This is a genomic window from Gemmatimonas aurantiaca T-27 (genome assembly GCF_000010305.1).
GTDB classification, from domain to species: domain Bacteria; phylum Gemmatimonadota; class Gemmatimonadetes; order Gemmatimonadales; family Gemmatimonadaceae; genus Gemmatimonas; species Gemmatimonas aurantiaca.
In genome coordinates, this window is record NC_012489.1 from 2,608,952 (window position 1) to 2,621,927 (window position 12,976).

At 65.4% G+C, this 12,976-nt stretch carries 10 protein-coding genes; 5 read left to right on the plus strand and 5 right to left on the minus strand.

Going from position 1 to position 12,976, the window contains the following annotated elements:
• The first annotated feature begins 24 nt into the window (after positions 1-24).
• Both GAU_RS11440 and GAU_RS20900 read left to right on the plus strand, forming a co-directional pair.
• Positions 25-1,404 (plus strand): O-acetylhomoserine aminocarboxypropyltransferase/cysteine synthase family protein, encoded by a 1,380-nt coding sequence (locus GAU_RS11440; protein ID WP_012683711.1) that lies wholly within the window; start codon positions 25-27, stop codon positions 1,402-1,404.
• Entirely contained in the window at positions 1,401-3,650 is a 2,250-nt protein-coding gene (locus tag GAU_RS20900; RefSeq protein WP_083765605.1) for a homoserine dehydrogenase, read from the plus strand. The genes GAU_RS11440 and GAU_RS20900 overlap by 4 nt, the downstream gene beginning before the upstream one ends.
• Before the next feature lie 33 nt (positions 3,651-3,683).
• Here GAU_RS20900 and GAU_RS11455 read toward each other — a convergent pair whose 3' ends face one another.
• On the minus strand, positions 3,684-4,856 hold the full coding sequence (locus GAU_RS11455; protein ID WP_012683713.1) for a P1 family peptidase: 1,173 nt from the start codon (positions 4,854-4,856) through the stop codon (positions 3,684-3,686).
• A gap of 187 nt (positions 4,857-5,043) precedes the next feature.
• On the opposite strand from GAU_RS11455, the gene GAU_RS11460 reads away from it, so the two are divergent.
• Genes GAU_RS11460 through GAU_RS20905 form a run of 3 tightly spaced genes read left to right on the plus strand, consistent with a single transcriptional unit; the run spans position 5,044 to position 7,517 of the window.
• Positions 5,044-6,135, plus strand: a complete 1,092-nt coding sequence (locus GAU_RS11460; RefSeq protein ID WP_012683714.1) for a DNA polymerase III, delta' subunit — start codon at positions 5,044-5,046, stop codon at positions 6,133-6,135.
• Positions 6,136-6,142: 7 nt separating this feature from the next.
• Positions 6,143-6,634, plus strand: coding sequence for a cyclic pyranopterin monophosphate synthase MoaC (gene moaC, locus GAU_RS11465; RefSeq protein WP_012683715.1), 492 nt, complete (start codon positions 6,143-6,145; stop codon positions 6,632-6,634).
• Positions 6,635-6,656: 22 nt separating this feature from the next.
• Positions 6,657-7,517, plus strand: a complete 861-nt coding sequence (locus GAU_RS20905) for a lytic transglycosylase domain-containing protein (protein ID WP_012683716.1) — start codon at positions 6,657-6,659, stop codon at positions 7,515-7,517.
• Positions 7,518-7,605: 88 nt separating this feature from the next.
• On the opposite strand, the gene GAU_RS20910 is transcribed toward GAU_RS20905, so the two are convergent.
• The 4 genes from GAU_RS20910 to GAU_RS20915 all read right to left on the minus strand — a co-directional run bounded on the left by GAU_RS20910 (position 7,606) and on the right by GAU_RS20915 (position 12,969).
• Positions 7,606-9,375, minus strand: a complete 1,770-nt coding sequence (locus GAU_RS20910) for a transglycosylase SLT domain-containing protein (RefSeq protein ID WP_012683717.1) — start codon at positions 9,373-9,375, stop codon at positions 7,606-7,608.
• A gap of 220 nt (positions 9,376-9,595) precedes the next feature.
• A complete protein-coding gene (locus tag GAU_RS11480) occupies positions 9,596-10,087 on the minus strand; it encodes a hypothetical protein (protein WP_041265475.1) in 492 nt (163 codons plus the stop codon).
• 130 nt (positions 10,088-10,217) lie between these two features.
• Positions 10,218-10,889 carry a response regulator gene (locus tag GAU_RS11485; protein WP_012683719.1) on the minus strand — a complete coding sequence of 224 codons (672 nt, stop codon included), beginning with the start codon at positions 10,887-10,889 and terminating at the stop codon, positions 10,218-10,220.
• Between the two features lie 49 nt (positions 10,890-10,938).
• Positions 10,939-12,969, minus strand: coding sequence for a sensor histidine kinase (locus GAU_RS20915; protein WP_012683720.1), 2,031 nt, complete (start codon positions 12,967-12,969; stop codon positions 10,939-10,941).
• Positions 12,970-12,976: the final 7 nt, after the last annotated feature.

Here is a 12,976-nt window from a genome sequence, read left to right on the forward strand (position 1 = left end):
ACCCGCTTTTTGGAGAGTGCCACGATGTCTGCCGTTTCGAACCACACCGCACGCCCGCTGTCCGTTGACACGCTTGCCCTGCACGCCGGGCAGGAATCGCCCGACAGTGCCACGGGCTCACGGGCGGTGCCGATCTACGCCACCAGCTCCTACGTGTTCGAAAGCCCCGAACACGCCGCCGATCTCTTCGGCCTGCGCGCGTTTGGCAACATCTATACGCGCATCATGAACCCCACCACCGATGTCTTCGAGAAGCGCATTGCCGCGCTCGAAGGTGGTGTGGCCGCCGTCGCCGTGGCCAGCGGACAGGCCGCGCAGACGCTCGCGATTCTGAATCTCGCGGAAGCCGGCAACAACATCGTGGCCTCGCGTTCCCTGTACGGTGGCACCGTGTCGCTGCTCGGGAACACGCTCCCCCGACTCGGCATTCGTACCCGCTTCGTCGACATTCACGATCACAAGGCCGTGGCCGCGGCCATCGACGATCAGACACGCGCCATCTACGTAGAGACCGTGGGCAACCCGGCGCTCGACGTACCCGATATCGAGGCGCTCGCGAATCTGGCCCATCAGTACAACCTGCCACTGGTCGTCGACAACACCTTTGCGCCGGTGCTCTGCAAGCCCATCGAACACGGGGCCGATATCGTGGTGCACAGCGCCACCAAGTGGATCGGTGGCCATGGCACCAGCATCGGTGGCGTGATCGTGGACAGCGGACGCTTCGACTGGGGCGCCACGGCGCGCTTCCGCAGTTTCTACAAGGAACCCGAACCGGCCTATCATGGCCTCGTGTTCTCCGATGTCTTCGGCAACCTGAACGGGGCGAATGTCGCTTACGCCATTCGTCTGCGCGTGTTGTTGCTGCGTGACATCGGCGCGGCCCTCTCACCGTTCAACGCCTTCCTGTTCCTGCAGGGACTCGAAACACTGCCCCTGCGCATCCGCCAGCACAGCGCCAACGCGCTGCGCATCGCGCAGTACCTCGAGTCGCACCCGTCGGTTGCCTGGGTGAAGTATCCCGGCCTTGCGACTCATGCATCGCATGGGCAGGCCACGAAGTATCTCGCCAAGGGATTTGGTGGTGTACTCACGTTCGGCGTACGTGGCGGTGAAGCGGCCGCACGGCGTTTCATCAAGGAAACGAAGCTGTTCTCCTTGCTCGCGAATGTGGGCGACGCCAAGAGCCTCGTGATTCATCCCTGGACCACGACGCACGAACAGTTGAGCGAAACCGAGCGGCGAGCGGCCGGCGTGACATCGGACCTTGTGCGTCTATCCATCGGACTCGAGGACGCCGATGATCTCATTGCCGATCTGGATCGCGCATTGGCGGCCGCGGTGGCCGTCGATAGCTCCCGCACCGGCAACTCCGGCCCCCAGCGCGCGGAGACCGCCGCATGAGTGTTTCCACCTTTCCAGGCAACACTCGCACACCGCGTGTGGTCGTCGCGTCCCGTACGGCCGCGTCTTTCAGCCTCGAGAAGCCCATGGTGACATCGGAGACGGGGACAGGCGCAAACGGTCGTCCTCCTGCGACCACGCAGACGGCATCGGAGCGTGCGGGGGTGGCGAGCACGATCCCGGCGCGCGACGAGATCATTGCCCTCCACGACATCCCGTTCGATTCGGGTGAACGGCTCGCTCACATCGATGTGCACTTCCGACTGGAAGGTGCCATCAATGCGGCGGCTGACAACGTCGTGCTGGTGGTCCATGCACTGACCGGCACCTCCGAAGCCAGTAGCTGGTGGAAGGACGTCATTGGCAGTGATCGGGCGATCGATCCGTCACGACACGCCGTGCTCTCCGCCAACCTGCTCGGCGGATGTGAGGGCACGACAGGCCCCAGCAACGCAGCCCCCGATGCCCTGCCCCCCATCACCACGCGTGATCAGGCACGTGTGCTGGCGCGTCTGCTCGATGTGCTCCGGGTGCAGACGCCGCTGCTCGTGTGTGGTGGTTCGCTGGGTGGCATGGTGACGCTGGAGTTTGCGGCGAGCTTTCCGGAGCGCGTGCGTGGCGCTGTGTGTTTTGCCGCGCCGGCCGCACAAACGGCGCAGGGATTGGCCTGGAATGCGATCAAGCGTCGCGCCATCACGCTCGGCGGCGCCCACAACGGGCTTGCCCTCGCCCGCATGATCGGCATGCTGAGCTACCGCACACCGGAAAGCCTCGAACGACGTTTTGGACGCACCCGCAGTGCCACCGATGGCTTCCAGGTGAACGAGTGGCTCGATGCGCACGGGGAGCGTCTCGTTGCCCGCTTCGACGCCACCAGCTACGGCGCGCTCATCGATGCGATGGACGTGCATGACGTCGGCCGAGGCCGCGGTGGTATCGCGGCCGCGCTCGAACCGGTCGCAGATCGACTCACGGGCGTTGGCATTCCGGGCGATCTGCTCTACCCCGCCGAATGTGTGCGGGAATGGACCGAGGCGTCCGGCGCCACGTACATCGATCTGCCCTCCGTGCATGGACACGATGCGTTTCTCCTCGAAACCGACCGGGTTTCACGCATCCTGACGCACGCCTTGAACGCCGCCGCATCACGTGAACCGAACACGGTGTCTTCGAACCCTGCAGTCACAGAGGAAGTATCCTTGGTTACATCGTCGTCCACGGCGACGCACCAGAGCGATGTGCGCGATCGCTCACCCCTGTCCAAAGCGCCCGTGCGTCCGTTGCGTATCGCACTGGCGGGGTGCGGCCATGTGGGTGGCAGCTTGCTCGATCTGCTCAGCGCCCGACACGCCGAACGCACCAGCCGGGTCAGCGACACGCCGGATGTGCACGTGACACGCATTCTCGTGCGTGACGCCTCGCGCGAACGCCCAGCGCTGGCACGTGCCATTGGTGAGGGGATCACATCGGACGATGCCTGTATCACCGAAGCGCAGCACCTGCTGGACGGCGACATCGATGTACTGGTGGAAGCCATTGGTGGTACCACCACCGCGCGCGTCCTCGTCGAAACGGCGTTGCAGCGCGGCATTCGTGTGGTCACGGCCAACAAAGCGCTGCTGAGTGAACAGGGTGAGGCGCTGCAGACACTCGCCAGCCAACATGGTACGCGCATCGATTTCGAGGGTGCCGTGTGCGGCGCCATTCCCATCGTACGTTGTGTCCGCAGTGGCGCGGCGGGTGTCGGCATCACCCGCGTGAGCGGCATCCTGAATGGCACCAGCAACTATGTACTGGAGCAGATTGCCGACGGTCTTTCCCTCGACGCGGCCGTCGCGGCCGCGCAGGAGCTGGGGTATGCCGAAGCTGATCCGACGCGTGACCTGAACGGTCAGGACATCGAAGACAAACTGCGCGTGCTCGCCTGGCTTGCGTTTGGCATCGATCCGCAAACCCTGAAGGTCACGCGGCGTGGACTCGACGCCGAGATCGCCCTGTGGGCCGCCCAGGCGGCCGCCGAGGGCGATCGCGTGAAGCTGATCGCCACCTGCGAACGTGATGGCGATGGTTTTGTCGCGCGCATCCTGCCCACACGCGTACGAGGCGACGATGCATGGGCAGCGGTGCGCGGTCCCTTCAATCGCGTCGTGATCGAAAGTGAATCGGCAGGGTCCATCGCATTTCAGGGACCAGGCGCCGGCGGCCTGGCTACGGCGGGAGCGGTGCTGGCAGACGTGCTGCAGTAGCGACGTCGGATCGCGGGGGACCCGCCATCGCCCTTACCGGATTCCCCGCGCCCGCAGCAGCAGCCTGACCGAATCCACCGGCAACGGATTCACGCGCGACGAACGACTCGACACCGGGGTCGCCATCAGCAACGCGTTGTAGAGCGCTTCTTCGGTAGCTTCGGTGACCGCCTGAAACAGGGCGGACATCTGATCGTTGCCCAGTTCTTCGTTGGTGTTCACGACCGCATCCGGATTGCGACGCACCTTGGATGCGGTGGAGAACGCCAGCACATAGTCACCCGATCCGTTCGAGGCGCTGGAGCCCGTGCGCGCCAGCCCCATCACGGCACGCGCGGCCAGTCGTTCGAGATTGCGTGACAGGATCGGCGCATCGGTGGCAATGACGATCATGCACGACCCGTCACCATGCTCAGCACCGGCATCCCCCGGTGACCGATTGTTGGCCGGTGCCACATCGCGCTGGAACGCGTAGCGTCCAAGTTGCTGCCCGATCGGCGCCCCCATCATCTGCAGCACACCGCCGTAGTTCCCCTGCACCAGCACGCCGATGCGGAATCCGCCCAGCGTGGCGGGCAGTACGCGGGAGGAGGTGCCGATGCCGCCTTTCCAACCAAACATCACCGTGCCATGGCCCGCGCCTACGCTGCCTTCCATGACCGGACCATCGGTCGCAGAAGCCAGCGCGCGCTGCACCGCCGCACCAATACCCGGGCGCGCGCGGGTGGCATTGAGTTGGCCATCGTTGGTTTCGCCCACCACCGGATTGATGGAACGCACGCCGGCATTCTCCGGCCGGGCCAGCATCCACTGCGCAAGCGCGTCGCCGGCCTGCCAGATGCACAGGGTGCACGTCAGCACGATAGGCGTTTCGATTTCTCCCAGCTCACGCAACTGTGTCACACCGAGCAACTTCCCGAACCCGTTGCCCACATGCAGGGCCGCCGGCACACGATCGCGAAACAGGTCGCCGCCGTGCGGTACAATGGCCGTGACGCCGGTGCGCAGCGAATCCCCCTCGCTGATCGTCACCTGCCCCACTTTGACGCCCTCCACGTCGGTGATGGCGTTGTGTCGCCCCGGTGTGAAGATGCCCGGCGCCAGCCCCAAAGCCCGCGCCCGCGTGGGTTGAGCGTCGACCCGCGTCCCCATGCCGATCATGAGGAACGCCGCCCCCAATGCTGCCCGTCGCAGTCTCTGTCGCACGTGATGTGAGGTCCAAAGTGAGACATCCCGGCGGCACACTGGCCGCCATTTACCACCTACAGCCTACAGCATAGAACTCCTCCCCTCCAACCTTATCCCCCAAACGCCCGTCTCTCGGCACTATCGCACGAGGATTGCCGGTCGACCGTTAGATTCCCGGTCTCTTCCCAACTTCACCGCGCGACTCGTGTCCTTTCGTCCACTCTACGGCCATCATCCCCTCCGGCAGCGCCTGACCGCCGCAGCGTCCGACGGTCGACTGCCCGCGAGCCTGCTGTTCCAGGGGCGGCGTGGCGTGGGCAAGCAGCGCCTCGGTCTGTGGCTCGGCCAGTTCCTGCTCTGTGATCGCGCCACGACGGAAGGACTGCGGGAACCCTGCGGCGCCTGCCAGCACTGCCGCTATGCGGAACGGGGCGTCCATCCCGATCTGCACTGGTTCTTCCCGCGTCCGCGTCTCAAGGATGGCGATGCGTCGACCGATGACGTGAAGGCCGATGTGGCCGAAGCCGTCGCCGAGCGCATGGGTGATGAAGGGCTGTGGAGTCCGCCGCCTGGAACGGAAGGCCTGTATGTCGCCACCGTGCGCGCGCTGGTGCACATGGCCTCGCTGCGCCCCGCCATGGCGCGACGTGCCGTGTTCGTGGTGGGCGACGCGGAGCGGATGGTGAGCCAGGAAGGCGCCGATCAGGCAGCGAATGCGTTCCTCAAGCTGCTCGAAGAGCCTCCCAACGGGACCACCCTGCTGCTCACGACGAGTGAACCGGGCGCGCTGCTGCCTACGATCAAGTCCCGTGTGGTGTCCGTGCGGGTGCCACCGCTCACGCCGGCGGACATGGACGCCTTTCTCAGCGACGCCGTCGTAGAGCGCAAGTTCGCCCGCACGCCGCGGGAAGAGTTGCTTGCTCGCGCGAATGGGGCACCGGGTGCGCTGCTGGCCGGAGATTCGATGAGTGCGGCATTCACCGCCGCGCGTCGCATTCTGGAGGCCGCACTCGCGCCCAATACGCCGGATGGCACGGCCGAACGCATCAAGGCGGCGGCAAAACAAGGTGTGGCCGGGGCACGAGGGTCGTTCAGCGACACACTCGATGCGCTCACGCTGTTGCTGCATGCCCGTGCGAAACAGTTGACGTTGTCTGGCCACGATGTCGATGCGCGGCGCACCGCGTCGACGTTGTTGTTCGTCGAAAACGCAAAAACGAAAGCGCAGGGCAACGTGAGCCCGCAACTACTCATGGCCTCGCTGCTCACCTCTTTGCACCAGACGTTGAACCCCTGAACCCACCATGACAGACGCCGCGAGTGGACTTTCGCACCTTGATGGTGCGGGAAATTTCCAAATGGTTGACGTAGGTCACAAACCGATTTCCGTACGATCGGCGGTGGCATCCGGGCACATTGTTATGGCGCGGGAAACATTCAACGCCATACGTGACAATGGGTTGAAGAAAGGCGACGTCATCCCGGTGGCCCGACTGGCCGGAATTCAGGCAGCCAAGAGAACGGCTGAGCTCGTTCCCCTGTGCCACCCGCTCCCGTTGTCGGGGATCGAGGTTCGGGTTAGTCTCGATGAGTCGCTCCCCGGGTGTCTGGTGGAGGGATCTGTCCGTACCACCGCCCAGACCGGGGTGGAGATGGAAGCGCTGACCGCCGTGTCCGTCGCACTGTTGACGATCTACGACATGGCCAAGGCGATCGACCGGACGATGGTGATCTCGAACATCACGTTGCGCGAAAAACGCGGCGGCGTGTCGGGAGATGTCATCAACCGTCCGTAGCGACCGTTGAAAGCGAGGGCCTATGCACGACCCAATAGATGCAGTAGCTGCAGTACCGAGTCTCGATGCCAAGGCTCGTCGCCGGCGAATCCGTCGCCGGGCGGCGCGCCGACAGCTTTCGAAGCTGGGGTTGCTGGGAATGGTGGCGTTGGCCGCGATGGTGGTGGTCCGCCCCGAGTTTGGAACGTCAACGCAGACCGACGTCGCGCCTGATCATCCCGGCACCGCGGTCTCGCCGCTGGCCGTAGCGGGCAATGGCCCGCAGATCCCGGTGTCCGGCCCACGTGTGCCGCCTCTGACGGTTCAGCCGTTGTGGCGCCCGGCCGGTGAGGTGCTCAAGCGCTCGCGCAGCAAACAGGCGAACAAGCCGCAAACCAACACACCCGCGTTTGCGTTCGCCCCCGATCCACGGGAGCGGGAACAGCGGGAATCGCTGGGTCGCTGGCACCACATCTTCACGTACAGCACCAAGTACCGCATCAAGCCGGACCTGGCTCGTCGGATCTACGACGCCGCCATCACCGCTGGCCTCGAGCCGGAGCTGGCATTCCGCCTGGTGCGTGTCGAGAGCGTGTTCGACGTCAAAGCCGTGAGCCCGGTGGGTGCCATGGGTCTGACCCAACTCATGTACGGCACGGCGCGGGTGTTCGAACCCAACGTGACACGTGAGGAGCTGCTCGATCCCGACATCAATCTCCGTATCGGTTTCCGCTACCTGCGCACGCTGATTCGCGATTACAAGGGCGATCTCAAGATGGCGCTGCTTGTGTACAACCGCGGCCCCACGGCGGTGAACAACGCGATCGCCATGGGTATGAGCCCCGCCAACGGCTACGAAAGCATCATCACACGAGGCTATCGCGGGCGTGGTACGCTGGACTGACCGTCCCGCTTCACCATAGAAACACGACAGGCGGCCTGCGCGATCTCGAGTGGGCCGCCTGCTTTTCCGGGTGACTCAGAACCGGCGCCTACTTCGCCGCCGTGCGGGTCTTGGACTTCGTGGCGCTGGACTTCGTGGCGCTGCTCTTGGGCTTCGTCGACTTGGCCGCACCGGCCTTCGCTTTGCTCGTCTTGGCCTTGCTGGTCTTGGCCTTGCTGCTCGTAGCCTTGGTACTCTTGGCCTTGCTGGTGCTGGCCTTCGCCTTGCCAGACTTGGCGGCGCCACTCTTCGCCTTACTGGTCGCCTTGGCCTTGCTGACCGTGGCTTTGCCGCTCGCACCCGACGCCGTGACCGACGACGAGGCCGTGCGCGTGGCCCCGCGAACCTGCAACGTCTGCCCCGCTATCAGTCGCGTGCCCCGGAGACCGTTCATCGACTGCAGGCGGGCCTGCGTCAGGCCGTAGCGGCGCGCGATGCCGCCCATGGTCTCGCCTCGGCGCACCACATGCACCCCACGAGACTGTAGCGAAACCTTGGAGCCCGTCCCATACCGTTCGATGGAGGGATCGGGAATCTCGAACGCGTACGCCAGTGTGGCGGCATCGGGGATGCGCACCGACTGACCCGACGTGAGGCGTCCCTTGGCGGACACCTTGAGGGCGGGGTTGAACCATCGCAGTTGCTTGAGAGAGATCCCGTGTTTGCTGGCCAATCCACTCGCCGTGGTGGTCGTGCCGGTGATCTTCGTGCTCACGAACCCCTGCACGTCGGCCATGGTATCGAGCGCCGCCCGCGTCGCGTCAGCGGTACCGACTGGCAACCGGACCCACGCCGACGCATCCGGCGGCGCCATGCCTCGTAACAACGACGGATTGAGTGTCCGCAGTTCCTTGCTGTCCGTACCGCTCGCCCGCGAAACCACGGCAAGGCTGGTTCCCGGCGCCACCGAAACCGAGTCGTACAAATAGAGCGGCAGCGAATCGAGGGTGATCCCGTAGCGATCGGGGGTTTTGGCGATCAAGGCGGCCGCAATGAGCTGCGGTACATAGTTCTTGGTCTCTGCCCGCAGGTAGTCCTGGTCAGCCAGTGCAAAGAACCGATCCTCTCCTTCGAATCCTTCCAGTTCCTCTGCGAAACGCGTCAGGCCACGCGCCACGCGCCCAGGACCGCCATTGTACGCGGCCGCGGCGAGATAAAACGAACCGAATTGTTTCTGGAGGTAGCCCAGGAAACGGATGGCCCCATCGGTGGCGCGCGCGGGATCTCGGCGATCGTCTACCCACCAGTCCACGCGCATGCCGATGTCGCGTGCCGTACTGCTCATGAACTGCCACATGCCCACCGCCGCCGCGCGGGAGTAGGCATGAGGGTCGTACCCACTCTCGATCAGGGCGAGGTACGTCAAATCCTCCGGCATCCCACTGGCCCGCAGTTTGGCGCGGATCATGGGTTCATAGCGAGTGCCAGCCGACAGGCGTGCAGAGAATCGTTCGCGCGCACTGGAGCCGAACAGATTCACGTAGTGCGCGACCCGATCATGCGTCTCATAAGACCGCACGTCGATATCCCACTGCGGATCCACGGCCGAATCGGCCGCGGCGACCGCCGTGGAATCACCAAACACCGACACGGCGGTCTGCACCACTTCATCGGTGAGCACGGTGTCGCGGACGGCCAGACGTGAATCGGCCGTCGGTGCAAGCGACGCAGAAACCGCCACCGGCACCGTCTGAGCGGGCGGCGTGGATGCCCTCGATGGGCCACGCCATGGGGCTGACGAGAGGCATCCCGTCAACGCGACCGCAGCGCTCGACAACAGCGCCGCGCGCGGGAACAGCAGGAGGTAGCGAAACGACATACGCCAGCGCCGAGGAAGGGATCGTACGGAGTCGCGAGCAGCAGGCGGACTCCGTCGTCGGAACCGGTCCGCCCGGTATCTCAGACAGAGACAGCGGCGCGGACGTTGCACGTCGTGTTATAACCCGGGAGCGCCGCCAGTGATACCCGACCTCCCCAATCCCCGGTGGCGGCCATCACGGACGAGCCTGCCCCAGGCGAACGACGATGGGAAAACGGTCCTAGGAGAGCGGCCCGAGCAGAGGGGCGGCCACGCGGTTGGCGGCATGCAGGGCGGCCCGCACCGCCGCCGCCATGGCATCCCCTTCCACGATCGACGCGCCCACCACACGACGGGATTCCGCACCGTCCCGGGCCATCGCCGCCACCATCATGACCATCGTATCGAAGGCGCGCACTGGCTTCACCCCGATCAGCTCGAAACGCATTGCACCGTCCGATGCCGTCACCAGGGCGTCGAAGGTGGCCAAGGCGGCCAGCCGGAGATCTCCCCCTTCGCAGGCGGTCCCTTCCTGCCGGCAGATATAGCTGCCATCCGCAAAAAAGGGCCCGCTGAAACGCACCGTGACCCGGGTAAATGCGGCAGGCCCCCGCTCCAACTGACAGTCGACGAACTGCACTCTCGGGCGCTCTTCCGTGGAAGGCTCAGCTCGCGCGGTCAATGCTACGCCGACGCCATAGGCGTCACGGTCGATCAGCTCGGAGAGGATCATGGTCGGCAGGGGTGAGGCTGGCGTGACAATCGGTGTCACGCTCTGAGCCCTTTGCGAGCTGACGAACCGTGCTGCGACATGTAACAGCGCAACGCGTGATGTCCGACCCACGACACGTGCCCACGCGGGCTCACGCGTCGGTGATGATCCCCGTTTCGAGCGCGAAGCGGGTGAGCCCCGCCACGGAGTGGATCTGCAGTTTGCGCATCAGACTCTCCCGATGCGCCTCCACCGTCCGGCGGCTGATCCCCAATTCGGCCGCAATGGCCTTGTTGGTCAGACCGCGCGCCACGCCCGCCAGCACATCCCGCTCCCGAGGGGTGAGCAGATCGAGCTGCGCCGCCGGCGCGCCCTCACTGACCACTTCGGTCGATGTGAGACGCCGCACCACAGCCGGACTGAAAAATGTGCCGCCGGCATGCACGGCCCGAATAGCCGCCCGGAGCTCTTCGCCGGCCGAGTCCTTGAGCAGGTACCCGTGTGTACCGATGCGCATGCCTTCGCGCACGTACTCGCCCTGATCGTGCATGCTGAGCAGCAGCACCCGGGTGTCCGGCAGTGCCTCCCGCAGCCGCGCCGCCGCCTTGAGGCCCGACTCTTCGGGCATGGTGATATCGAGCACCACCACGTCCGGCACGTGCTGCAGGGCGAGGTCCACGGCCGTGCGCCCGTTCGAGGCTTCGCCCACCACTTCGATGCCGGGATCGGCATCGAGCACGTAGCGAAGCCCCTCACGGACCAAGGCATGGTCGTCCGCGATCAGCACCCGGATCGGGGCGGTGGGAGCAACTGAAGCGTTCATCAAGTCAGGGGTTCCACCAATAATAGCGTGGAGCAGAGCTGAAGCGTTGTCATCGGTCGTCGGGTATGCGCGGGACGTAGATCGACAGTTCCGCACCGGGCGTGCAGTTCACGATGGTCACCGATCCGCCCACCGCCAGCAGCCGCTCACGCATGCCGGTGATCCCCATGCGATGCTCGGTGCTTCTGAGCCGTCCGTTGCGGAGCGTGGGGAACCCACGACCGTCATCCCGCACCACCAGGGTCAGGGCGTCGTCGTCCACCGAAACGGTGACATCCACACGCTCGGCCTCGGCATGGCGCACGATATTGCTCAACGCCTCCTGCAAGGCGCGAAACACCGCGAGGTCGGCCTCTCCGGGCAATGGCGGCAGTGTCGGTGGTGCGCCAAACACGACCAGCAGGCCGCTGCGTTCGGTGAAGTCGGTGACCAGCGAATGCAGCGCCGGCCGCAGCCCCAGGTCATCGAGCAGCGTGGGGCGCAGGGCGCTGGTGACCTGACGGATGCTCGCGATGCCGGTATCCACCAGCGACAACAATCGATCGAGGCGGGGTGACGAATCGGCGGCCAGCAACGGACGCAGGGATTCGAGCTGCATCTTCACGGCGGAAAACACCTGCGCTGTTTCATCGTGCAGTTCGCGTGAGAGACGCCGACGTTCCTCTTCGTGTTGCCGCAGCATGCGGGCCGAGAGCTGCTCGAGCGCCTGGGTGCGCGCGGCGAGCTGGCGATCGAGAGCCCACTGATCGAGTGCCGCGCCCACCTGCTGTCCCAGCGCGAGCAGGAAGTCGTCGTCGAGGGCCGTGAACGGATTGCGCACATCACCGGCCATGACGAGCGCACCAACCAACTGACTGCCCGCTCCAACCGGCAGCACGGCCACGAATGGCTGCTCACCGGCGGCCGCCACGATCTGCGGTCGCCGTGTCAGCCGCATGCGCGCGAGTGCATCGTGCACTTCATGCTGGGCGGTATCACCAGCCCACGCACTGCACACTCCCGCGCCGCTCACGAAGCGGCCTCGGGCCAAGGCATCCGCCGGTGGCGCCGCTTCGCCTCGTGTCCGGGCCTGCGACAGCACACGCTCCATCACCTCAGCGGCCGTCTCTTCTTCCGGACTGCCTTCACTTTGCCCTTCGCTATGGCCTTCACTGCCGCTTTCGCTGGCCGCGTCGCCCGTGTCGGTCGCCGCCGCTGATGCGGTGATGCCGTCGGCCGATGTCGACTTCGACATGCTGCGCATCGCACCGGTGGGTGGTACCGCGTCGAACAGGAACATCGCCGCGCCGCGCACACCGGGCAGTGCGAGTGGACGCACCAGCAGGGTGTCCACCGGATCCCGTTCATGACGCTGGCCCGATGCGCGTCGCTGCAGGTCGCCGGAGAGCGCACTCAGCGCGCGCACGCCACGCCCCAGATCGTCGAGCACCAGCAGCACCAATCCGGCGGCCACGAGCAGCACAAAGCTGATATCGAGGTAGTAACCCCACGGCGTCCATGCGCCCTGCGCGCGCAGGAACGGATAGTCGAGGTGGTGCAGCCCCCACAGCGCAAACGACACCGCCAGCCAACGCGCGCCCGTGGAGTGGGCAATGCGATGATGGCGCCAGAACACCCAACCGGTCCACGCCGTGGCGCCGCTGAGGAACAGCACTGCGGGCAACGCGGCCCACAGGAAGTGATCGAGCTGGTAGATCGCGATGTACGACCACAGCGGCGGGAACAAGGCCCACCACAGATACACCAGTCGTGGGCGCATCTGTCGTGAAAACACCAGCGACGCCCAGAGCAGCGCGAGCGCCGTCCAACCGGTGGTCACCTGATGCCAGTACAACCACACCCGCTCACCCGTGAGCAGGAAGCTCAGGATGCAAAAGAGCCGTGCGACATACACGCCCCATGCCACGGCAAACCACCCGAACCAGGAACGGCGGTACCGCACATACAAATGCGCGCACAGCACCGCCACACCAGTGGTGACGGCCCCCTGCAGCAACGTGGCCGCCAGTTCCGTCGCCAGCAGTGCCGGGGGAGTGAACTGCACATCGATCTGCAGCACCGCCATCAGCGCCGGCATCATCGTGCAG